Source organism: Citrobacter sp. H12-3-2 (assembly GCF_009649895.1).
GTDB lineage: Bacteria > Pseudomonadota > Gammaproteobacteria > Enterobacterales > Enterobacteriaceae > Citrobacter > Citrobacter portucalensis.
Genome location: NZ_CP045837.1, coordinates 2,533,794 through 2,553,939 on the forward strand (window position 1 = coordinate 2,533,794; position 20,146 = coordinate 2,553,939).

The 20,146-nt window shown below is 45.8% G+C and carries 19 protein-coding genes; 11 read left to right on the forward strand and 8 right to left on the reverse strand.

The window, feature by feature from the left end; genetic code table 11:
• Positions 1–461: 461 nt before the first annotated feature.
• Together GHC22_RS12090 and GHC22_RS12095 are read left to right on the forward strand one after the other, a co-directional pair.
• The gene (locus tag GHC22_RS12090; RefSeq protein WP_153753069.1) at positions 462–1,649 is read left to right on the forward strand and encodes an OmpP1/FadL family transporter; all 1,188 of its coding nucleotides are present in this window, start codon (positions 462–464) and stop codon (positions 1,647–1,649) included.
• Positions 1,650–1,886: 237 nt separating this feature from the next.
• Positions 1,887–2,516 (forward strand): winged helix-turn-helix transcriptional regulator, encoded by a 630-nt coding sequence (locus tag GHC22_RS12095; protein WP_008784772.1) that lies wholly within the window; start codon positions 1,887–1,889, stop codon positions 2,514–2,516.
• Between the two features lie 105 nt (positions 2,517–2,621).
• Here GHC22_RS12095 and GHC22_RS12100 read toward each other — a convergent pair whose 3' ends face one another.
• Complete coding sequence (locus GHC22_RS12100; protein ID WP_111465586.1) at positions 2,622–3,008, reverse strand: hypothetical protein; 387 nt, start codon at positions 3,006–3,008, stop codon at positions 2,622–2,624.
• Positions 3,009–3,262: 254 nt separating this feature from the next.
• Here GHC22_RS12100 and GHC22_RS12105 point away from each other — a divergent pair, with 254 nt between their 5' ends.
• From GHC22_RS12105 to GHC22_RS12145, 9 genes are all read left to right on the forward strand, one after another.
• The gene (locus GHC22_RS12105; protein ID WP_153753071.1) at positions 3,263–5,245 is read left to right on the forward strand and encodes an alkyl/aryl-sulfatase; all 1,983 of its coding nucleotides are present in this window, start codon (positions 3,263–3,265) and stop codon (positions 5,243–5,245) included.
• 153 nt (positions 5,246–5,398) lie between these two features.
• Complete coding sequence (locus tag GHC22_RS12110) at positions 5,399–5,665, forward strand: DUF1778 domain-containing protein (RefSeq protein WP_008784769.1); 267 nt, start codon at positions 5,399–5,401, stop codon at positions 5,663–5,665.
• Positions 5,653–6,135, forward strand: coding sequence for a GNAT family N-acetyltransferase (locus GHC22_RS12115; RefSeq protein ID WP_079934035.1), 483 nt, complete (start codon positions 5,653–5,655; stop codon positions 6,133–6,135). The genes GHC22_RS12110 and GHC22_RS12115 overlap by 13 nt, the downstream gene beginning before the upstream one ends.
• 253 nt (positions 6,136–6,388) lie before the next feature.
• Positions 6,389–7,465: a cell envelope integrity TolA C-terminal domain-containing protein gene (locus tag GHC22_RS12120; protein WP_161799729.1), complete on the forward strand. Its 1,077-nt coding sequence runs from the start codon at positions 6,389–6,391 to the stop codon at positions 7,463–7,465.
• A 774-nt stretch (positions 7,466–8,239) separates the two neighbouring features.
• Positions 8,240–9,175, forward strand: coding sequence for a hypothetical protein (locus GHC22_RS12125; protein WP_047359049.1), 936 nt, complete (start codon positions 8,240–8,242; stop codon positions 9,173–9,175).
• Between the two features lie 270 nt (positions 9,176–9,445).
• Complete coding sequence (locus GHC22_RS12130) at positions 9,446–9,850, forward strand: hypothetical protein (RefSeq protein WP_153753073.1); 405 nt, start codon at positions 9,446–9,448, stop codon at positions 9,848–9,850.
• Positions 9,847–10,182, forward strand: coding sequence for a hypothetical protein (locus GHC22_RS12135; RefSeq protein WP_194841944.1), 336 nt, complete (start codon positions 9,847–9,849; stop codon positions 10,180–10,182). The genes GHC22_RS12130 and GHC22_RS12135 overlap by 4 nt, the downstream gene beginning before the upstream one ends.
• A 16-nt stretch (positions 10,183–10,198) precedes the next feature.
• On the forward strand, positions 10,199–10,558 hold the full coding sequence (locus GHC22_RS12140) for a hypothetical protein (RefSeq protein ID WP_045269654.1): 360 nt from the start codon (positions 10,199–10,201) through the stop codon (positions 10,556–10,558).
• A 789-nt stretch (positions 10,559–11,347) separates the two neighbouring features.
• Positions 11,348–12,280 carry a hypothetical protein gene (locus GHC22_RS12145; RefSeq protein ID WP_047359281.1) on the forward strand — a complete coding sequence of 311 codons (933 nt, stop codon included), beginning with the start codon at positions 11,348–11,350 and terminating at the stop codon, positions 12,278–12,280.
• 380 nt (positions 12,281–12,660) lie between these two features.
• Here GHC22_RS12145 and GHC22_RS12150 read toward each other — a convergent pair whose 3' ends face one another.
• From GHC22_RS12150 to GHC22_RS12175, 7 genes are all read right to left on the reverse strand, one after another.
• Positions 12,661–13,848 carry an OmpP1/FadL family transporter gene (locus GHC22_RS12150; RefSeq protein ID WP_079934034.1) on the reverse strand — a complete coding sequence of 396 codons (1,188 nt, stop codon included), beginning with the start codon at positions 13,846–13,848 and terminating at the stop codon, positions 12,661–12,663.
• Positions 13,849–13,940: 92 nt separating this feature from the next.
• The gene (locus GHC22_RS24810) at positions 13,941–14,573 is read right to left on the reverse strand and encodes a DUF4056 domain-containing protein (protein WP_370458773.1); all 633 of its coding nucleotides are present in this window, start codon (positions 14,571–14,573) and stop codon (positions 13,941–13,943) included.
• Entirely contained in the window at positions 14,521–15,057 is a 537-nt protein-coding gene (locus GHC22_RS24815; RefSeq protein ID WP_255448274.1) for a DUF4056 domain-containing protein, read from the reverse strand. The genes GHC22_RS24810 and GHC22_RS24815 overlap by 53 nt, the downstream gene beginning before the upstream one ends.
• Positions 15,058–16,170 carry a BamA/TamA family outer membrane protein gene (locus GHC22_RS12160; protein WP_225280800.1) on the reverse strand — a complete coding sequence of 371 codons (1,113 nt, stop codon included), beginning with the start codon at positions 16,168–16,170 and terminating at the stop codon, positions 15,058–15,060.
• Positions 16,171–16,187: 17 nt separating this feature from the next.
• Positions 16,188–17,126 carry a hypothetical protein gene (locus tag GHC22_RS12165; RefSeq protein WP_008784763.1) on the reverse strand — a complete coding sequence of 313 codons (939 nt, stop codon included), beginning with the start codon at positions 17,124–17,126 and terminating at the stop codon, positions 16,188–16,190.
• Between the two features lie 28 nt (positions 17,127–17,154).
• Entirely contained in the window at positions 17,155–18,270 is a 1,116-nt protein-coding gene (locus GHC22_RS12170) for a BamA/TamA family outer membrane protein (RefSeq protein ID WP_286573694.1), read from the reverse strand.
• A complete protein-coding gene (locus GHC22_RS12175) occupies positions 18,270–19,883 on the reverse strand; it encodes a mechanosensitive ion channel family protein (protein ID WP_032943434.1) in 1,614 nt (537 codons plus the stop codon). Before GHC22_RS12175 ends, GHC22_RS12170 begins: the two co-directional genes overlap by 1 nt.
• Positions 19,884–20,146 lie beyond the last annotated feature (263 nt).

The following is a 20,146-nucleotide window of genomic DNA, read 5'->3' on the forward strand; positions in this document are numbered from 1 at the left end:
ATTAGTTAGCACAATAAGATATTCACCTCACTTATATATTAGGTTTTAGAGGTTAATGATCATCGTGTCCCATTGAAATCACAGACATATTTGAGACACAATGTTTTGAGAAGACAAGGTCTCCTCAAGGCTGTAAAGGTTTTACTTTTTAAAACGCATATTACAGTTATGTGATGATCATAACTATGGTTTTTCCGTTGACGACTTCACTCATACTTTTTTATGAAAAGATTAAATTTTCATTTCTTTACATTAGAATTTATGTCAAATCACTTATTAAGAAGAGTTCTCATTAAGTCGACTTTTAAGATGTCATTGTGTTGAATTATAAAATTTAATATTGGATGAAATTTAACACGACATCATTCCTGATGCCTGATTATGCTATTAGCATAAATCAATACCGTGTGATAGCTGACCCTACGTTTAGTAAAGAACGCCCCCTCCAAACAGGTAATACAATGAAAAAAAATATAATTTTTCTCTCCGGGATGATCTTTTCATCGGTCGGTCACGCCAGTGCGCTCTATTTCTATGAAATCGGAACGGAAGATACCGCACTGGCTGGTGCAGGGCAGGCCGCTCGTGCTCAGGATGCCTCTACGCTGTTAACTAACCCTGCGGGGATGACTCGTTTACCTGACCATATGGTCACCGGAGGATTACAGGCGATGGGCGGAGATATACCCTATACGCTGAATAATACGACAGATGGCAGACAAAGCCCCGGTAATGTAATGACGCTTTTCCCCAATGCCAGCATGTTTTATACGCAACGGCTGAGTGATACCGTTTCTGCCGGTTTGGGTCTGTACGGTAACTATGGGTTAGGTATCGACTTCGGCAACTGGGCAGGGGCTCGGTTAATTAAACAAAGTACCATGGTTGCGATGACGCTGAGTCCCGCCGTTGCATGGAAACTAAGTGATAAGGTGTCGGTTGGCGCAGCTGCAGGGCTAAACTATGGTTTTCTGTCGCTAAGCAGAGATGTCGATGGCCACGATGAGAAACAAAGCGATCATGACTGGGCGATGAATTACCACCTTGGGTTATTAATGGACATAACTGACAATACTCGGGCGGGTGTAACCTGGACCAGCAAGACTGATTATCATTTTAATATAGACGGGACAGCGCGTTTTCCCAATATACCTAATATTGGATATGATCTGCCGATCTCCACACAGGTCCGTGCTCCGCAGCAGGTGATGTTTAGTCTGGTTCACGATATCAACTGTCAATGGTCAGTGATGGGCGATCTTGGCTGGCAGGACTGGAGTCAGTTTGGCAGCCCGCAGATTACAATAAATGGTCAGCAAAGCGATCGTGATAATCGTCTGAAAGATACATGGCATACAGCGTTGGGCGTGCAATATCATCCCGATGAGCAGTGGCGCATTAATGCCGGTATTGCGTATGACAGTTCACCGTACAAATCGCAAAGTGATGTAGCGCTTTCGATGCCAACCGGCGATGAATGGCGACTTGCCACCGGTGCACAGTACCAGATTACGCCAGCCAGCAATATTGGCGTTGCCGTTGAGTATTTGCACATGCAGTCGTCCAACGTCAAATCTGATATCTTTGCAGGCCAGTATAAGAACCCGTGGTTATGGTTTGCCAGTGTCAACTACAGCTATCAATTCTAGCGCCGTTATTCCCGATTAAATATCTCACGCATTGTTAATAGTCACCATAGCGGATTATCTATCCGACAGTGTCTGGTAACCGTCTGCTGGTGGTCGTATCACACACGCTCGTTTAAATAAAAACAAATTTGTACTTTTATTATTGAGCTATTTATGGTTTTAATATGAATCTGTACTACCTTCATGGAATATAGGTAAAAGCATATTGTTTTCAATCTAAATAATACAGGTTTGATTATGCAAATTTCACCTCCGGTACGCCCAGAACAAAGCATACAACGTTTAATGCAAGCACTTGAACCGATTGCAGAAAAGATGAAGGTTGTGCCGCGGCGGCGTATCATGTGGAAATACAAGAATAAGCCTCAACTCTACCTTTTTTTGCAAGGGGAGCTGTCCATTTTACGTTCTTCTGATGGTCTGTTAATCGTGACCGTCTATGAACCCCATCTGTTCGGTATTGCCGAAATGATCCAACCGGTACACGGCCATTTATTGCGCGCTGAAGCTGAATCAACCTTATTACGCGTCGATGCCGATAAAGCACGAGAACTCTTTCATCAACAAGGCTTGTGGGAAGATGCGGCGGCAGTGCTTTCATATCATACGGGTTATCTCTTTTATCGTGATGATTTAGTCGTACAGCAGCGTACTTATTCAGTGATACGTAACCACCTCGAAGAGATGATTTTGTTGCCGGAAGAGACGCGCAAGCGTGTTTCTATTTTGGATTATATTCAGGATCGGACCCACTTATCGCGCAGCAGTGTTTTAAATGTTGTATCTGCGTTAAAAAAAGGAGGGTATATTGATTTTGAACGCGGAGGGTATCTTACTTCCATCAATAAATTGCCTGAGCGATTTTAAATAAACCCACAAACAAGTTATAAATCAATTATCTACCTTTAATATTCTATTGGTTATATATCAATCGTAAAAACCTCCTCATCATTCGCTGAGGAGGATTTCTTGTTATTCAATAAGAGAGTTCACGGACTGATTAATGCTTAACAGTCCTGTTTGATTATGCTCCTTATAATAAAAATTGTTCATTTGCTGCATTTGTTCGAGCTTGGTTAAAGAAGCATAAACCTGGTATGCCTGGCTATGAACGTCAAACATCTCTCTTGGCTTAACCTCATGAAGATATTCATTTTTTAACGAAATCACGACGTTTTCAATTTGCTGTTTATTATCCTGGTATAAGGACAGGGATGCCGAGTCACTACTTGATTTTGACTCGGGTTGTGCCTGAACAACAGGGATCACCATTTTATTGATTTTAACAACTTTCTCTGGGGGAGAAGTATTACAGCCAGAAAGTATCCCAGTGATGAGAAGTAGATAGAGAGTGCGCATATATAGTGTTCTAAAGGCAATGGATGCCAGCCATTATCTTTTTATACAGTCAGGTGTCTACAGCGATTTTGTTTAAATAAAAACAAAAGGAAATTTAAAAATAAATGTCATTGCATTACATTGTTTCATAAGACCATGTTAGCCTACGAGCATTAGATCATAGAAACCTGATAAATACAGTATTACGGAAGCTTCTCAACAATCAGAGCAGCAGGGTTTCTTTCTTCTTGATAATATATTATTAGCGAGGATTTATGAAACTTAATAAACTAGTGAGTTATCTGGCTTTAGCTGGTGTGTGTTCAACATCATTAATATCACTACCTGTATTGGCACAGGAAGGGGCAAAAGATGCGACTGCTCAGACCAAAAGTGCGAATGACGCCTTATATGGTCAATTGCCATTCACTGATAAAACCGATTTTATGAACGCACATAAAGGTTTTATTGCTCCACTTCCCAGTGAATTGATTAAAGGTAAGCAGGGAAATGTTGTTTGGGACCCTCAGCAATATGCCTTTATCAAAGAGGGCGAAAAAGCCCCCGACACGGTTAATCCAAGCCTGTGGCGTCAGTCGCAGTTGATCAATATTGGCGGTTTGTTCCAGGTCACTGATGGCGTGTATCAAATCCGTAATCTTGATCTCTCGAATATGACAATTATGGAAGGGAAAGAGGGTATTACGGTCATTGATCCGCTGGTATCGGCAGAAACCGCGAAAGTAGGAATGGACCTTTATTATAAGAATCGCGGTAAAAGACCCGTTGTTGCCGTCATTTATACGCACAGCCATGTTGACCACTACGGTGGCGTTCGCGGCGTGATTGATGAAGCTGATGTAAAATCCGGTAAAGTGAAGGTATATGCACCGGCTGGTTTTATGAAGGAAGCTGTATCTGAAAATATTATGGCAGGTAACGCCATGAGTCGCCGAGCCAGTTACATGTATGGCAATCTGTTGAAACCGGATGCAAAAGGTCAGGTCGGTGCGGGTCTGGGAACGACAACCTCCGCGGGTACGGTGACGCTGATTGAACCCACTAACTATATTACCCACACCGGACAGAAAGAAGTTATCGACGGCCTTACCTATGATTTCATGATGGCGCCGGGATCGGAAGCACCTTCTGAAATGCTGTGGTATGTAGAAGAGAAGGGAATGATCGAAGCTGCAGAGGATGTCACCCATACGCTGCATAACACCTATTCATTACGTGGCGCGAAGATCCGCGATCCGCTGGCATGGTCAAAATATATCAATGACGTTATTGGCCGCTGGGGTGGAAAGGCAAACATTATTATTGCTCAGCATCACTGGCCGACCTGGGGTAATGAAAATGTGGTGAAGTTAATGAAAAGTCAGCGTGATATGTACCGTTACATCAACGATCAGACGCTGCGTATGGCTAACCAGGGGCTGACCCGTGACGAAATCGCCGCTAACTTCAAACTGCCGTCTGGTCTGGAAAAATCATGGGCCAGCCGTGGATACTATGGTTCTGTCAGCCATGATGTGAAAGCAACGTATGTCTTTTACCTCGGCTGGTTCAACGGTAATCCGGCAACACTGAATGAATTACCGCCCGTTGATGCCGCGAAGAAATATGTCGATTATATGGGCGGCGCCGATGCAATCATGCAAAAAGCGAAAACGGATTACGCCCAGGGCAATTACCGTTGGGTGGCGCAAGTCACTAACAATATCGTCTTTGCTGATCCGAGCAATAAAGAAGCCCGTAATCTGGAAGCCGATGCCCTTGAACAAATGGGTTACCAGGCTGAGTCCGGTCCATGGCGTAATTTTTATCTGACAGGTGCACAAGAATTACGCAACGGTGTGGTAAAAGGCGCGACGCCAAATACCGCCAGCCCGGATACCGTTAAGGCCATGTCGCCGGAGATGTTCTTTGATTATCTCGCGGTACATATTAACGGAGAAAAAGCGGCAAATGCGCAGGCAGTCTTCAACGTCGATTTAGGTGCTGACGGCGGTAAATACAAACTGGAACTGGAAAACGGTGTTCTTAACCATAGCGCTGATGCACAGGCCAGCAACGCTGATGCCTCCATTACACTTAGCCGTGCAACGTTGAACAAAATCATTCTCAAGGAAGAATCGCTGAAACAGGCAGAAGAGAAGGGTGATGTACAAATTTCCGGCAATCATGCCAAGCTTGATGAGTTCCTCGGGTATTTAGATAGCTTTGATTTCTGGTTTAACATGGTAACGCCTTAATTGTAGAGACAAACCATGCCATAACCCGCCAGCACTGGCGGGTTTTTTATTGTTGCTTATCAGAGTATTGAGTTGTACGAGACTGTATAGCAGTTGCTATACATAAGCCTTATGGTATGCTTGTAAAGCAATTGCTATACAAGAGGCTTAATAATGAAATCAGATGTCCAGCTCAACCTTAGAGCTAAAGAATCCCAACGCGCGCTTATTGATGCGGCCGCAGAGATTCTACATAAATCGCGTACAGACTTTATTCTGGAAATGGCCTGTCAGGCGGCAGAGAACGTTATTCTCGATCGCCGAGTGTTTAATTTTAATGATGAACAATACGCTGAGTTTATCGAGATGCTTGATGCTCCGGTTGCCGAAGATCCCGCTATCAGGAAGCTACTGGCAAGGAAACCACAGTGGGATTTGTAACCGCACCTGAGCCACTAACTCACATTCATCAATTGGCGGAATTTGTCAGCGGAGAAATTGTTCTCGATGATTGGTTAAAGCAAAAAGGGCTAAAAAATCAGGCTCTCGGCGCAGCCAGAACGTTTGTTGTCTGCAAAACAGACACGCGAAAAGTCGCTGGCTTTTATTCACTGGCCACTGGTAGCGTCAACCGCACAGAAGTAACAGGCAATCTTCGGCGTAACATGCCAGATCCAATCCCCGTAATTATCCTTGCCAGATTGGCCGTAGATCTTTCTGTTCGTGGAAAAGGGTTAGGGGCCGATCTGCTTCACGATGCGGTACTGCGGTGTTACAAAGTGGCAGAAAATATTGGCGTGCGTGCCGTTATGGTGCATGCGCTCACAGACGAAGCTAAACGTTTTTATCTTCACCACGGATTCAAAGCATCTCAACTGCAGGAACGAACTCTGTTTCTCAGGCTTTCATGATTGTAATGAGCAGAGGAGGTCAATGGCCAAACGTGGGCCACATGGGGACTTAACTGAGTACGTATCAAATTGCATTTAACATAATATACATTATGCGCACCAATGTTGAATCAGACAAAATCCAGCGCTTTATGGTCATCCTTGGTCTGCTGTGTTGTATGTGCTCTCTGCTGCGCATAACGATTGAAATGTCTTGCGGCCTTCACTGGGATTATCGGACTCCCTGATAGTTTATCTGATGGACCAAATTCAAATGAAACGATTTCTTGTTTTTATTGCAGCAACAACGAGCTTAATGCTACTTACACCTGCATGTTGGGCGAAAGCTGATTCATTAGGTATCAACAAGGATTGTGAAAGTCACCCCGTTAGTGATTATGGCATGACATCAATTACCGCATTCAGTCAATATCAGGCTGAGTCGAAAAAAATTACCGACGCCATGACATCATTCTGCAACAAAGGAAAATCTATGGGTGATATGGGATTTGGGGCTGCATCTGACCAGTCAGAAACAGAATCAAGGCAATGGTCAAATGCTAATCTACCCGGCCAAAGTGATGAACAAAAAGCATTCAGAGATACCACTGCTCACCTGCTCTATTACGCCATGCTTAACGGTTTTTCCGGGTTTGATTATCCGAAGGCGCCAGAACAAAATAATGCACCACCTGTGACAGGTTTTTCGCCTTATGAAACCTGTAATGCAATATCTTCAGATGCAGCAGAATATTCAACATCCCAACTTCCTCCAAATGTAAAAATATCATTATCGGAATGGAAGCAAATTAAAAGTGAATTTGAAATGGTTTGTCTTGCCGGGGTCATGAATGGCAATGGTCAAAAACCTGTCGATAAAAAACTAATGGCTGGTCTTAATGATATTGCCAGAGATGTTTATCTACAGTCATATAAAATCGGTTCAACACATCCCAAACTTAGCTCACCTGAGCAAAATGATGCAGTAAGGGAGAAAAAGAACGCGACCGAGAGAGCGGTAAAAGAGAAAAGGAATGCAGCAATAATCCAACAAAATAGGAAAGACAGAGAAAAACAAATGGTGATGAATCATCAGGTGCAGCAGTCGGTAGCTTCTCTGCGCAATGCTGTAATGCAAAGAATGAATCATACAACCGACTTTTCCGGAAAGAAATGTTCGGTAAAGGTCTGGCTGTCTCAAAAAGGCGAAGTGCTGTCAGCAGAGGATGAATCTGGTGATGCAGGACTTTGCTCCGCAGCGTTGCAGGCAACCAAGGGGGTTAAGATAAATTCAATGAGCGATGATGTATATAACGTACTGCGCAATGTTACTCTGAACTTCGACCTGTAACGTGCACCTTATTGGCCTTCACTTCCGTGGAGGCTCTTTATTCTTTTATATTTACTCTTTGTTAACTCAAGCCGTATGGCTCTCCTGCGGAGGGCTTAATATTGGAATAATATTGAGAGATTCAGAGTAAGTACAGAAAACCGATTAAGAATGAAGATATCAGAATAAGAGATTAACCCCGGTTGGCGATTTGGCGATGGTAGCATGGATATTGAATTACGTAAATATATTATATTTATTTTTTTATCTCTCCACCCTATCGGGTAATTCCGGCGCAGCACATCAGCATAATCTGATTCATATAACGCATCACGAGCCATTAAAGGGCTACAGCCAGTACAAAACCATGCTTTAGCCCTAAAACAGCCCATAATCGCCCCCACGCAACCTCTGGTCACAATTTATACCAATTTCATTTAACTGTATAAATGAACAGCGCCGTATATGCCGGAATCCTGCCATCAGACAGGCTCAGCACACCCTGCCCTGACCCGTATTTACAGTGCCTGTAGCGCATTCTGAGCGCACTGGTGCATGATAAGGCATGAATGCCACGCCCACTCAGTGACAGTCGCAGAGCGGCACTGGTAGAGTGCTACGATACCTGTCACATTGCATTGTCTGTATTATTTTTAATTTTTATTTTTTGAATGGATTCTTTAATTTAATTCCTGACCTCCACCCGGAGTGCTGGCCTGACAGAAGGTAAAGGAAAAAGCAGGACCCGACCCGATTCTTTTTTCTCCCTTCCCTTCGTCACTCAGGAAATGTCAAATGACTTACTTTCGAAATAAGAAATATCACCAGAACTACAGCCATAACACTTTGTTTCCCGGCGCTGTATTTACCACAAAGCATAATGGTGAATGCTCCATTCTTGGTCGTTCTGAAGATAAATCAAGGCGTGGATATTATGTTGTGGAATTTAAGGATAGTGGCATAGTTAAGGAGGTTTATGGTTCGCATATTAAATCGGGTGCAGTCTCAGATGATGTTTTTCCATCTTCAGAAGAAGAACGCACAACATTACTTATGAAACCTCGTTACTATAATGTGGGATATATTGGAAATGGAAAACATTCCACCATTGAGAACACCAGAAGTCACCAGAGAACAAGGAGGTTTATTCTCTGGCATAACATGCTGGCAAGATGTTATATGACGAACAAAGGAAAACAATATTTTAAAGGCTATAAAGGTGTGACTGTTTGTGAAAGATGGCATAATTTCCAGAACTTCTGCAATGACCTCCCTGCTCTTCATGGTTATGCCCTGTGGAAAAATAACCCCGGAGAATATGAACTGGATAAGGACTATTCCCATCGACGAATTTACTCTCCCGATACAGTTTCGTTTATCAGCACGTCTGATAATGCGCATGAGGCCAGATTAAGGGCGTCTGCAATGAGGATTCCCGGTGACAGATATCATGAAATAAATAAAATGCGAGATGAATTATTACAGGAGGCTGAAGATGTAATAAAGGAAAACAAAATAGAATATAGCGTTGTTCTTAACGGTAATATGCGGGTGATTATTGCTGAGACACCTTATGGAACGGTAGCATTCTACCCACTGACGTATAAAATCCAGCGAAATGGTTACATGACTGAAGGTGATGCTTCAGTTTACGTTTGTTACCTTCACTGGCTCAGGTGTCAGTGGGAAAGCAGGAACCCTTTCATAGACTGCATTGCCGTAATCTCATGAAGATGCTATAAAACACACGTATAACTAATGATTTATAATCATCTGATAGTTCCCGCGATGAAGGCTAAATGCCCGCACTTCGTGCAGTCATTTAACATGTTCAATACATTATGCGCACTAACGTAGATAAAGGCTGAATCTGATGTTTTATGGTCATCCTTGTTCTGGCTGTGTTGCCCGTACTCTCTGTTGCGCATAACGATTGAAATGTCTTGCGGCCTTCACTGAGATTACCGGGCGTCCTGATAATTTTCTTAGGACCTGATTCGAATGAAACGATTGATACCAATCCTTACCTTTGCCGCCAGTATGACCATTCCGGTTACTGCAATGGCAGACAATATTGTTTGTCATGATGGCTGGAGCATTGAGCGACGCGTTACCGGTAGTGCCAGTAGTGGATTCATGAGCTACATGAAAGACGCTGGCGTCATAAAGTTACTGCATCACGGCAAGCTCATCTCACAAAAACGTATTCAGGATATTCAGCAATCGGTGTATCAGACCAGTGGCGCTCCACTTGTTAACTACGAGTTTGATGTTGATGAAAACAGTTTCTATATCCTTGCTCTGGATATGAGCACTCAGGGTGCATCAGGTGGTGAACCGGATATCAAGCTTTGGGGTACTGATGCAATGGGAATTGATTGTATTTTACAGGGAGGTGCTGAATGAAAAATTCAACCACCCTTCCCTTATTGATATCAATGGCCGGTTTGTTATTTGCAAATCAGTCACTGGCGATTACGCAATCACAGATGCAGATGAGAGTGACTGCTACATGTGATTCTTACGCAAATTTTTCCAGAATTGCCAACCCGGATGTTATTTATGGCGCATGTATAACCGGAGCCAGGGACGCAATACAGCATCGCAATTCCGCCTGTGAGAAGAAAATAAAGAAATTTAATAAACAGACGGAAAACTTACGAGGAATGGAACGAGCCGAGCATATTGAAGTTACTCAGGCATATCGCGCCGGATGCAACACTGGAAAACAAAACTAAAAAGGAATACAAAAAAATGAACAGTTCATTTTTGACAAAACATCTTTCAAAATTAACGCTCGCTATCAATCTTACAATAACCATACTGATTTGGCTCTATTTTATTGGAACTGACAACCCGTCATGGTATTCGATACTTCAGGGGTATGCTTTCATCAGCTTTGATACGGCAAAAATCATTATCACCGTTGTCTGTGCTGCATGGATAATCAAAAGCATTACATCCTATGAGCTAAAAACAGTTCTGTTTACTCAGGCGGACATTCAGAAGGAAATACTCAAAGAGCTTCAGTTATTAAGAAATGGAAAGCAAATGAATAATGCCGATGCCATGAAAGATGATTTCAGGATAGACTTTGATAAAGTAGATTGCTGATATTTCTCTGATGCTGACATGTAAGGGTCTTCATTTTGGTGGAGATTCTTATTTTTTTATTCTGATTCTTTGTTAACTCAAGCCGTATGGCTCTCCTGCGGAGGGCTTAATATTGGGATAATATTGAGAGGTTCAGAGTAAGTACAGAAAACCGATTAAGAATAAATATATCATAATAAGGGTTTAACCCCGGTTGGCGATTTGGCATTTGGCGATGGTAGCATGGATATTTGAATCTGTAAATTGATTATATTTATTTTTATTTTACCACCCTATCGGGTGATTCCGGCACAGCACATCAGCATAACCAGAAGCATATAACGCGCTACAGGCCATCAGGGGAATGCAGTCGGTGCAAAGCCATACTTCAGCCCTGAAACAGCCCACAATCACGCCAGTGCAACCTCCGGTCACAATCTGCACTAATTTCATTTAACTGTATAAATGAACAGTGGTGCATATGCCGGAATCCTGCCATCAGACAGACTCTGCACACCCTGCCCTGACCCGTATTTACAGTGCCTGTAGCGCATTCTGAGCGCACCAGTGCATGATAAGGCAGGGTGCTGAGCCTGCTTTGTGACAACCTCAGATTACTGCTGACAGAACGACACGATACCTGTCACATTGCATTGTCTGTATTATTTTAAATTTTATTTTTTTGAATGGATTCTTAAATTTAATTCCTGACCTCCACCCGGAGTGCTGGCCTGACAGAAGTTAAAGGGGAAAAACAGGACCCGACCCGATTCTTTTTCTCCCTCCAATTCTTTACTCAGGAAATATTAAATGACGCTTTTTCGAAACAAGAGATACCACCAGAACTACAACCATAACACGTTATTTCCCGGTGCTGTATTTACCACGAAGCATAATGGTGAATGCTCTGTTCTTGGTCGCTCCGAAGATAAATCAAGACGCGGATATTATGTTGTGCAATTTAAAGACAGCGGCATAATCAAAGAGGCCTACGGTACGCATATTAAATCAGGTGCAGTCTCAGATGACGCGTTCCCGTCCTCAGAAGATGAACGAATAACACTGTTGATGAAGCCCCGTTATTATGATGTGGGATATATTGGAAATGGAAAGCATTCCACAATTGAAAACACCCGAAGCCATCAGAGAACAAGAGCGTTCATTCTCTGGCATAATATGTTGGCAAGGTGCTACATGACAGTTAAAGGGAAACAATATTTTAAAGGATATAAGGGAGTGACGGTTTGCGAAAGATGGCATAACTTCCAGCATTTCTGCGATGACCTTCCAAAACTTAATGGCTATGCCCGCTGGAAAAATAACCCCGGAGAATATGAGTTGGATAAAGATTTTTCACATCGTCGTTTCTATTCCCCGGACACAGTTTCTTTCATCAGTACAATGGAGAATGCAAAGGAAGCAGCATTACGACGCTCAGCAATGAAGATACTGAGCCAGCATTATCACGAAGTGAATAAAATACGAAATGAAATAGTTATGGATACGGAGGATGAACTTAAGAAAAACAATATTGTTTATGAAATTGCATATAACGGGAATACTAAAATCATTATCTCAGAAACACCCTATGGTACGGTGGCATTCTATCCCCTGACCAGAAAGATTCAGCGAAACAGTTACATGACGGAGGGTGATACACAGATTTATGTATCCTACCTGAACTGGCTCAGGCTTCAGTGGGAAATCAGGAATCCCTTCATTAACTGCATTGCTGTAAAATGATGATAATGCTATAAATAGCTGCACTATATACTTAACAAATAAACATCAGGGCAATCTGTAAAATCTGAGTTTCAGTGATGTTGCTGCATCAGAGACGATATTAACTGTCTGAAAGTTCATCGCTGAAGGCTAAATGTCTGCACTTCATGCAGCCATTTAACATGTTCAATACATTATGCGCACCAACGTAGATAGAGGCTGAATCTGATGTTTTATAGTCATCCTTGTGCTGCTCAATAATGACGCCTCAAAACCCTTTCAAGCGCAGTTGCCTCAACAGCGCTAACAGTTCTGGATGATGGCTCTCGACTACAGCTGGTTCTGCAAATAGCTGTTTTATGTCTTCTACAATTCCACCGCGACTCTCACTTCACTGAACATTAAAACTGATAACTGTAGTTCACACTGGCAAACCACAGATACGGATTATCGTAACTCCCCTGATAAATTGATGGTGACTGTACGTGGGACGACTGCATATGCAGATACGACACAGCAGCACCGATATTGCTTTGTGGTGTAATTTGATATTGCGCTCCGGTAGCAAATCGCCATTCATCACCGGTCGGCAACGTCAGCGCCACATCGCTTTGCGAATTATAGACTGTACTATCAAAAGCTACGCCCGCATTCAAACGCCATTGTTCCGTAGGTCGAAATTGCACACCTAAAGCTGTATGCCACGAATCCTTAAGACGACTGGACTTATCAACTTCTTGCCCGACCACCGTTATTTGCGGCGCGCCGAACTGACTCCAGTCCTGCCAGCCAAGATCGCCCATCACTGACCACTGTTTATTAATGTCATGAACCAGACTTAACATAATCTGCTGTGGAGCACGTACCTGCGCAGAAATAGGCAAATCGTATTCCACGTTCGGTAAGTTCGGGAAACGCGCTTTGCCGTCAATATCAAAATCGTACTCAGTTTTGCTGGTCCAGGAGATACCGGCCCGGGTTTGATCGGTCAGTTCCATCAATAATCCCAGACGATAGCTCATCGCCCAGTCATGATCCTTTTCTTTTTCATCGTTGCCATCAACATTTCGAGTGAGTGACAGAAAACCGTAATTGACGTTAACAGAGCCCCCAACGGAAACCCTGTCACTAAGCTTATAAGCCAGCGATGGACTGAGCGTCATCGCAACCATGGTGCTTTTCTTAATCAGCCGGTCGCCGGACCAATTGCCAAAATCGATCCCCAGACCGTAATTTCCGTATAGCCCAATACCAGCATAAAGATCGTCATTCACCTTCTGGGCATAGAATGCGCTGGCATTTGGAAAGAAGCGCATGATGTCACCGGGGCTTTTACGCCCCGTCTCGTCTTCAAGGGTGTAGGACACATCACCATCCATTGCCTGTAATCCACCGGTGAACATATGATCCGGAAGTCGCGTCATTCCTGCGGGGTTAGTCACGATGGTGGAGGCATCCTGCGCACGCGCTGCCTGCCCCGCCCCTGCCAAAGCCGTATCTTCGGTGCCTATTTCATAAAAATAGAGTGCGCTAGCTTGTGCTAACGGCGAGCAAAAAAGACTAAGATAAATCAAGGTCAATTTTTTCATAGGCCACCTGCAGAATTTCTTCATTATTGAAGTAGTTAGCGTCTGTAAAAGCGTAGCTCGCAGCATTTAAATTGTCAGGCAAAAGCACCGGATTAAAAGCGCGACTTGTGCATACGTTCGAGCTGGATTTTGTCTGCTTCACTCGCTGTGTCAGCCAGGGACTGAAAACTATCTGGTGCGTAATAAGTTTTCGGTCGCGGAAGCGATTGCATGGAAGTGCCCGGGTAAATTTGTAACTCGCCCAGGCGCGCAAGCCGATATCCTTCGATCACGGCGGGAAAAGTCAGTTGCAGTGGCGTGGCGTTCTCGTACGAAACTGGGGTTGGTAACCGGTTATGCTCAAGATTATAGTTACGCTTTAACACCAGAAATTTATCTGGAACCCTACGTTTACTGTTCCACCAGTCACCGTCCAATTCGCGAAACTTACGCTCAGTTTCAGTCCGGGTTGCGACGCCAAGTTGCAGTAAAACCCGCTGCAGTTCGCGATCCACCGCCGCGTTGTAGGCCGCAATGGATTCCACCCTGCCCTGTAAAATCACATTGATGGCGATACGAGCACCCAGTAGATTTGAATAGAGATCTTCCGGGGAAAATGCAGAAATCTGCTCAGAAAAACCGGGAACAGACTCGAATCCATACCACTGTGCAATTTCGTGCCATTGAGCCAGTTCAAAGGCCAGATTCCCCGCCAACCAGGCGGCCAATGTGTAACGCTGCGCCATTGCTGCAGGAGGTGTGAAACCGTGTAGCTGTATCCGTCTGACGCCCAATTCTTCGCTGTAAAAAAAAACGCCACTGTTGACCAAGTTTTGGATAAATACGAGAAAAGAGGTAAAAGGTGTTATCCGCCGTATCGCGAACGTGCGCTATGTCGATAAAACCCCCACGGTGGGTATAAAGCAGTCCGTTTTTTTCCTCACTCAGTCCAACGATATTTTTCACGGCCCCCAACGCACTATCGTTATAGTGATGACGCCCCAGTGAATCTAACGTTAATACATTGCCAATCTGGTAGACAGGGATCGGCACACCTATCGCCCTGACATGAAGATCATAGCCAAACGCGCAGCATGGGCGTAGTGACTCCGGCGGTGCTAAATGGCCGACAACGGGATATGCCTTATGCGCTTGTTTAAGAGTGAGGCCAGGAACTTCCGCGCAGGCAAATCCGGCTACCAGCAGTAAAAACAGAAATCCTTTAGCCATTCAGAATGCCTCCGCAATTTGAAAATAGAATCCTGCACTCTCTCTCCCAAAACCTAAATCCAGGCGGATATTCATGGCGGGCTTCACTTCAAAGCGATAACCGACACCCGCATTAGGTAAGATCGGATGATGTCCCATATCGTCAATGTTTCTGCCTAAAGCTCCTGCGCCCAACCACAACACGTAACCATGTCGCCAGTTGAGTTTTTTTCGATATTCCACCTGCCCACTTACCACATCCTTATCCCGATAACGCCCCTGGTAATACCCCCGCAGACGGCGGTCGTCTCCGGCCATTGATAAACGATCCCACGGCACGTCTCCGCGAGTGAAACGTCCCCATAAATCGAACGCCAGCACAGTCCTGTCATCAAGTAAAAGGTAACGATCGTACTGAACCTGTGCTGCCGTAAAATGAGTATCTGAACCAAAAGACGGATCAAACCAGGTGTACTCCAGCTTAAAATAGTGTCCATGCTGTGGCCGCGTGACAACGTCACGCGTGTCGTAACTCAGACTTACACTGGGTCCAGACGATAACGGCGATGTCTGCGCATTATTTAGGCTGAACACGTCCCCCTGATGCGGATCGTCAACGTCCGCCTGCATAGAAGAAAAATCCCAACCCGCGCCGAGATAAACGCGTTCAGCGATTTCTCGCATCAATACAGGATGCAAACTCACGGAGTTGTTGGTGTAATCCTGTTCATTACCCTGGGCTGCGTCGTAGCCAATGCCCCAAAAACCCGTTGGCACTTTGTTCACTGAGCCGTCCACAAACAATCGCCAACGGTCGTCGGTAAAAAAGGTATAACTGCTGATCCCCATTCCCAACGCCCCGCTGGCGCTGACATAACCCGTCAAGGAAACAGAAGAGTTCTGAGTTGTTTTATCTGCCGCATCCACCCGGTAGATCCCCGCCACCGCCATGCCAAGACCCAGCTTCAGCTCTGGAGTGTAAAATGGCCCCGGCAACACGCTCCAGTTCACCCCTTTTGCCGGATCGTACTGGTTATCCGCACCCAGCTTCCCGAGGAAAGCGTCAATTGAGGGTTGATCCAATGTTAACGCCTCCGCAGACCAGGTCGTCAGAGCCAATAGCGATGTCAACATGACGCGATAACCGTTCATCAGAAGCGATATTCACCGGCAATAAAGAAGCTATTGCGTTCGTTAAATCCAAACTCCGTCAGGACGTTAAATTGTGGCGTCATTTCAAACTGAGTCCCCAGCAGCATGTTCCACGGAGAGGTCAGATTCTGTTTAACATCAAATCGCCCGTTGCCATCCTGGTTTACGGCCTGGATCAGTGGCTGAAGCTCAGCGGGCATATGCAGATCGGAGAGGCTACCCCTGAACTCCTGCTGCACGTTCTGGTACATACTCCCCACCCAGACGCTCAGATGCGATTCGCCCACCGGCCCCTGAAATTTAAAGCGATATCCAACACGGGGAGACACGGTAAGGGCTGAAATTTTGCCATCCAGAATGTCAAAATCAGTACGGGTATAGTTGGTATCCACCAGGGCAAACCAGTTTTCGTATCCTCCTGCCAAAGTAATACCGGTTCCCCAGGTTGTGCCTTTAAAATCGAGAACAAAATCAATATCCTGTAGCTCACCGCTCTGATAAAGCTGATGCACAGATGATGCGATAATGCGGTCAACACCGGTGTAGCGCGAAGGGTCTGCATCTACTGAAACATTCGAGACCGACGATCCGCGTGTGTGCCCTACCAGCCCGTAAATGTTCAAAAACGGAAAGACCCACATGTCCAGACGTAGGTTTTCAGTTTTGCTCTGTTCACGCGTATGGCCGGCATCAATATTGAACATATCGACAGGAATCGGGTGATTGCCAAGCGCCAGTCCGGAAAAACTGATGCTATCGACATCAATATTTTGCCGCATGTTCATATAGCTCAGGTTGATGCCAAACGGTAGCGGAATGGCATATCCCCGCGCCCTGGCCTCCTCGCCCCAAATCGGAAACGTGCTGGCATCAGTTTCAGCTGCGCTGGCCACGCCGGAAACCCACAGCAACGGAACAACCGCGTGGAACCATTTCATTATTTGTCCTCATTCATTCCGCTCATCCCTACAGGCCAGAGCCAACATTAAAATAAACTGCTTGTTCGTTATCGCTAAAAGCGACATCTACACCGGTACGCAGTCCGTATTCGCGCGCAATCAAATATCGAATACCGCTGCCCCAGGCCACTTCTGCGCTACGGTAAAGCTCTGATGTACTGTCTGCCGCACTTCCAGCACCGACAAAACCCAAAACAATCCAACGCGACGACATTTGCCAGGCTAACTGCGTCTGAACGGTACTCACGTCATCCCCCTGATAGCGATAGCGAGAGATACCACGAAGTTCGATATAAGGGCGCGCCATTGGTGGCAGATGTTTATCCTGCTGCGACAGCGTTTGATAGTCCCCTGCAAGTGAAAGCGTCCAGTCGGCGTTCAGTGGCAGGAAAAACTTGCCTTCGAGCGTCAGCAGGTCATAGCGATAGTCGCCCCCAAGATAGTGGCCGTAGAATTGATACTCGCCGCTAAGAGAAAGCCCGCGTCCGGGCCAAAAGAAGTTATCAGTTGTGTCGTATTCCGCTACCAGCCCCAATGCAGAGGTGATGCTGCTTTCACCCAATAGCTGCCGCCATACCTGGTTGACGAGCGGATTATTGCGGGCAGAGATATCCATCTTTGCCCAGAACTGTGATGCTCCCAAAAAAACGGGAGAATCCCCTGCGCGAAAGAGAAGCTTTTGCATACCGCCATAACCGCGAGTTTCGGTTTCCACGGCCCGGTTATTGCCAAAGCCCAATACGTCACCAGAATATATATCCAGATTGACATCGGCATAGCCTCCTGCAACCAGATAGCGAATGTGGTCATCCTGCCAGGTGTGGCGATGCCCTCCACCTACAAACCAGGTACCGTTTTGCGTTCCGCCACCGCCAAACGCGCTCATGGCCGGGGGAATAAACTGCCCATCAACCTGTCGTCCCTTGCCATGCAGAAACAGACCGAACAGGCCACCGCCATAACCAATGGCCGGTTCGGTAATAACCAGCGGAATCGGTAGAAAACCGTACGGGTTTTCTTGTAAATAACGGCTCATGTCCACCATGCCGTCTTCAGGATCGATAAGCCCTGTCGCCATAGCGCGCCAGCACAGCAGAGGAATTAGCAGAAAAAGCCAACGCATTATTTCCCGCCTTCTGGCGGTGTTGCGGGTGCGGTATACCAATTCTCTTTGGCCACCATCACGCTGTTTTCTGGTTGTAGCACAAAATTCGGAGACATAATCTGCACGTTAAATTCGTTGAAGACGTCCTGAATATTGCTGTGCAGTTCATTACGGGCATCAGCCAGTGATACATCCGGCAGCAGGCGCACCTGCAATTCATAGGAAATATACCAGTCCATCAGACTCAGCTGACGCACCAACGGCGGCTGTGAAAGATCGATTCCTTTGGCCCGCTTGGCTGCCAACTCCAGCATTGCGTGGACCTGGCGCCAGGGCGTGTCGTAGCCAATGGTAACGCCGACCGTCAGGTTGACGCCGCCGTTAGTGCTTTGCGCGCTAAGGTTAGTAATTTTTCCACTAACCACTACCGCATTTGGCACGGTGACCACGTAATTTTCACGAGTGATAATTTTGGTCGCGAGCATACCAATTTCGCTTACCAATCCCTCGTTGTCCGCTACCCGAATCATGTCGCCTTTGCGCAGCGCGCGCGAATAGATCAAAACCAGTCCACTCATTGCGTGGTTCATCACCCCGGCCGACCCCAGCGTGAGCATCAGGCCAAAGAAAACGCTGATACCTTTAAACGCCAGTGAATTGGCACCGGGCAAAAAGGGATAGGCTGCAGATAGCGCAAAGAGCCACACCACCACAGAGATCAACTTCCGGGTTGCGCCCACGGTTTCAGGGTGAATTCCAGGCAACTGCAAACGCCCTGCCTCCACCTGGTTGAGAACCACTTTAAGCAACTTCAGGATGAAGGCCGTGATGAGAAAAATGATCAGGACGATCATCAAGCCAGGTAACGCTGAGACAATCGACAATGCAATATCACGCACTACGCGTACAGACCAGTCACCAAGGGACTCTCCCCAGACGCGCGTCCAGGGAAACAGGCTAAAGACCCAACTCAGCCAAACGTAAAGTGCAACGATACCCAGCAGGATCATCAACAGTGCGTACAGGCGTGTCTCGATAGCGCCGATAAAACGCCGCCAACTCTGGGGGATCCAGCTTTTGTTCTCAAAAATGCGACGACGATAAACGCGTCTGACCCAACGCCAGGAACGGTATGCACCGAACCAAAACAGTACCAGTCCCACCAGACCAGCCACCGTTTTCACCGCCGACAGCGCCAGCCAGCCGCTGTTATACTGATCGCTCAATGCAGACCGCTGCGCCTCCATGCGCGCCAGTACGCGCTGCGCCGCCTGGTCGAGCGTAAGATCGTCTCCTTCGTCGAGATCGCCTTGTGTCAGCAACATCACCGGTTTACCGTTCATCACGATAAGCCTTCCCGGCTGGTTATAACGCGTGACCGACACAACCTGTAGCGGTTCGCGAACATCGGCTTCAGTGAAATTTCGTAGCGTATTGCGGATGCGCAGCACCCTCTCTTCTGGCGTGGTAAGGCCGAATTTCGCCTGGAGCATGACAATCGGTTGATGAAAAATATAAACCGTTCGCGCGCGTTCCTTTTCGGTGGGCTCCTGACGAGGTTCCGCCGCATATGTGTTAACAACCAAAGAGGAAAGAAAGCACATTAAAAAAGCGATCACAATCCTGTTCATATTCGCCACCGAAAACACGAGAATTATCGTTATTATTCAAAAAGCCAACGCAAATTTGATTGCTTTTTTTAGCATAGACCAGCCTTTCACTTACGCAATGTTAGTGATAAATAGATCTTCATTTCATGTGAAAGATGACATTGCCTTTCAAAGGCTCTTTTCCTCATCACTAAATATAAACGATCGATTATCCCCTCTGATAAAAAGGTAAATAACGTTTCCCTACGGGGTCAGTCAGCGTATCCATTCGTAAAGAAATAGCG

Bases quoted from the DNA above. Each gene is read 5' to 3' on its own strand.
- GHC22_RS12090 (WP_153753069.1), top strand. From the start codon at position 462: ATGAAAAAAAATATAATTTTTCTCTCCGGGATGATCTTTTCATCGGTC.
- GHC22_RS12095 (WP_008784772.1), top strand. From the start codon at position 1,887: ATGCAAATTTCACCTCCGGTACGCCCAGAACAAAGCATACAACGTTTA.
- GHC22_RS12100 (WP_111465586.1), bottom strand. From the start codon at position 3,008: ATGCGCACTCTCTATCTACTTCTCATCACTGGGATACTTTCTGGCTGT.
- GHC22_RS12105 (WP_153753071.1), top strand. From the start codon at position 3,263: ATGAAACTTAATAAACTAGTGAGTTATCTGGCTTTAGCTGGTGTGTGT.
- GHC22_RS12110 (WP_008784769.1), top strand. From the start codon at position 5,399: ATGAAATCAGATGTCCAGCTCAACCTTAGAGCTAAAGAATCCCAACGC.
- GHC22_RS12120 (WP_161799729.1), top strand. From the start codon at position 6,389: ATGAAACGATTTCTTGTTTTTATTGCAGCAACAACGAGCTTAATGCTA.
- GHC22_RS12125 (WP_047359049.1), top strand. From the start codon at position 8,240: ATGACTTACTTTCGAAATAAGAAATATCACCAGAACTACAGCCATAAC.
- GHC22_RS12130 (WP_153753073.1), top strand. From the start codon at position 9,446: ATGAAACGATTGATACCAATCCTTACCTTTGCCGCCAGTATGACCATT.
- GHC22_RS12135 (WP_194841944.1), top strand. From the start codon at position 9,847: ATGAAAAATTCAACCACCCTTCCCTTATTGATATCAATGGCCGGTTTG.
- GHC22_RS12140 (WP_045269654.1), top strand. From the start codon at position 10,199: ATGAACAGTTCATTTTTGACAAAACATCTTTCAAAATTAACGCTCGCT.
- GHC22_RS12145 (WP_047359281.1), top strand. From the start codon at position 11,348: ATGACGCTTTTTCGAAACAAGAGATACCACCAGAACTACAACCATAAC.
- GHC22_RS12150 (WP_079934034.1), bottom strand. From the start codon at position 13,848: ATGAAAAAATTGACCTTGATTTATCTTAGTCTTTTTTGCTCGCCGTTA.
- GHC22_RS24810 (WP_370458773.1), bottom strand. From the start codon at position 14,573: ATGGCGCAGCGTTACACATTGGCCGCCTGGTTGGCGGGGAATCTGGCC.
- GHC22_RS24815 (WP_255448274.1), bottom strand. From the start codon at position 15,057: ATGGCTAAAGGATTTCTGTTTTTACTGCTGGTAGCCGGATTTGCCTGC.
- GHC22_RS12160 (WP_225280800.1), bottom strand. From the start codon at position 16,170: ATGTTGACATCGCTATTGGCTCTGACGACCTGGTCTGCGGAGGCGTTA.
- GHC22_RS12165 (WP_008784763.1), bottom strand. From the start codon at position 17,126: ATGAAATGGTTCCACGCGGTTGTTCCGTTGCTGTGGGTTTCCGGCGTG.
- GHC22_RS12170 (WP_286573694.1), bottom strand. From the start codon at position 18,270: ATGCGTTGGCTTTTTCTGCTAATTCCTCTGCTGTGCTGGCGCGCTATG.
- GHC22_RS12175 (WP_032943434.1), bottom strand. From the start codon at position 19,883: ATGAACAGGATTGTGATCGCTTTTTTAATGTGCTTTCTTTCCTCTTTG.